We start from the raw sequence: 2,014 nt of genomic DNA, 5'->3' as shown, positions 1-2,014 counted from the left end.
GATCCTGATCGGCGAAATCACCTCGGCCTCGCCGAAGCCCTTGGCCGAAAGGCGGATGACAAAGCCCTCGATGCCGCCGTCGCGGACCAGAAGGTTCGAGCCGACGCCGACGACGGTCAGTGGTATCTCTTCAGGAACGGCTTTGAGGAATGCTGCAAGATCTTCCTCGTCGGCCGGCTGGAACAGCACCTCAGCCAGACCCCCTGCACGGAACCAGGTGATCTTGTCCATCTCGGCGTTCGGCGTCAGGCGGCCGCGCAGGCCGGCAAGCCGGTCGCCCAGTCTGTCGATCAGGGCCTGGCCGTGCATCATGAGACGGTCCCGCCAAGCTCCTTGGGCAATGCATAGGCCCATTGGGTGATGTTGCCGGCGCCCAGGAAGACGACGAAGTCACCCGGCTTTGCCAGATCACGGATGACGGGCGCGATCGCCGCCGGACCCTCGATGTAGCGTGCGTCGCGATGGCCGCCGGCGCGGATGCGCGACACCAGCGCGTCCGAGCTGACGCCGTCGATCGGCTCTTCGCCGGCCGCGTAGACCGGCGCCACCATCACTGTGTCGGCGTCGTTGAAGCAGGTGGAAAACTCGTTGAACAGATCATGCAGCCGGGTGAAGCGATGCGGCTGGGCAATGGCGATGACGCGACCTTGGGTGGCGCTGCGCGCCGCCTTCAGCACCGCCGAGATCTCGACCGGATGGTGGCCGTAATCGTCGAATATTTCGACGCCGTCCCACGAACCGGTATGGGTGAAGCGGCGCTTGACGCCGGCGAAGGACGACAGGCCCTTCTTGATCGCCTCGGCCGACAGGCCGAGCTCATGCGCGACCGCGATCGCTGCCGTCGCGTTGGAGACGTTGTGGCGGCCGGGCATCGGCAGGCGCAGGCCTGCTATGACAGTCTGGCCGCCTGTCTTGCGGTCGCGGATCACCACGTCGAATTCCGAAATGGCGCCTGCCATGCGGTGATTGGTAAAGCGCACGTCGGCCTGCGCATTCTCGCCATAGGTGATGACCCGGCGGTCCTCGATGCGGCTGACCAGTGCCTGCACCTCGGGGTGATCGGTGCACATCACGCCAAAACCATAGAACGGCACGTTCTCGACGAACTGGCGGAACGCCTCGCGCACCTTGTCGAAGCTGCCATAGTGATCGAGATGCTCGGGATCGATGTTGGTGACGACCGCGATCTCGGCCGGCAGTTTCAGGAAAGTGCCGTCGCTTTCGTCGGCCTCGACCACCATCCATTCGCCGTCGCCCATGCGCGCGTTGGTGCCATAGGCATTGATGATGCCGCCATTGATGACGGTCGGATCGAGCCCGCCGGCATCGAGCAAGGTCGCCACCATCGAGGTCGTCGTTGTCTTGCCATGCGTGCCGCCGATCGCCACCGCCTGGCGAAAGCGCATCAGTTCGGCCAGCATTTCGGCCCGGCGCACGATCGGCAGCAGCTTTTCGCGCGCGGCCTTTAGCTCTGGATTGGATTTCTTGATCGCCGTCGAGACGACCACCACCTCGGCATCACCGAGATTTTCGGCCCTATGGCCGACGAAGCATTCGATGCCCTTGTCGCGCAGCCGCTGCACATTGGCGCTTTCGGCCTGGTCGGACCCTTGCACCTTGTAGCCGAGATTGTGCAGCACTTCGGCAATGCCGCTCATGCCGATGCCGCCAATGCCGATGAAATGCACAAGGCCGATGGTCTGCGGCATCTTCATGCTTGCGTCCCCTTCCTGAAATCCGAAACGGTTTTTTTGGACGCAATAGCCTCTGTAAGATCAGCGAGCAACCGTGCCGCGTCCGGCCTCCCGGCCGATTTCGCACCCGCCGCCATCGCCGTCAGCCGATCGGGGTCTTCCATCAGCTCGCCGATGAGCGCTGCGATGCGTTCGGACGAGAGCGAGGATTGCGGATGCACTTCGCCGCCGCCGGCAGCGGCAAGGGCCGCCGCGTTCGCCGCCTGGTCGTGATCGAGCGCATCGGGGTACGGCACCAGCCACGCCGGCCGGCCGATGAC

Annotated in this window: 2 protein-coding genes and 1 pseudogene; all 3 read right to left on the bottom strand. The window is 64.4% G+C overall.

Annotated features, from left to right (window positions below):
• Positions 1 to 312 (bottom strand): annotated as a pseudogene (locus EN984_RS32530) (FAD-binding protein); the annotation flags it as partial.
• Complete coding sequence (murC, locus tag EN984_RS32525) at positions 309 to 1,715, bottom strand: UDP-N-acetylmuramate--L-alanine ligase (RefSeq protein ID WP_023813140.1); 1,407 nt, start codon at positions 1,713 to 1,715, stop codon at positions 309 to 311. The pseudogene EN984_RS32530 and the gene murC, both read right to left, overlap by 4 nt.
• On the bottom strand, positions 1,712 to 2,014 hold a 303-nt coding region (locus EN984_RS32520), incomplete at its 5' end, for a glycosyltransferase (RefSeq protein WP_281057361.1). The genes murC and EN984_RS32520, both read right to left, overlap by 4 nt.

It is taken from the genome of Mesorhizobium sp. M7A.F.Ca.CA.004.12.1.1, from assembly GCF_003997835.1.
Taxonomy (GTDB): domain Bacteria; phylum Pseudomonadota; class Alphaproteobacteria; order Rhizobiales; family Rhizobiaceae; genus Mesorhizobium.
This window is presented reverse-complemented; position numbering and strand designations above follow the sequence as displayed.

Bases quoted from the DNA above. Each gene is read 5' to 3' on its own strand.
- murC (WP_023813140.1), bottom strand. From the start codon at position 1,715: ATGAAGATGCCGCAGACCATCGGCCTTGTGCATTTCATCGGCATTGGC.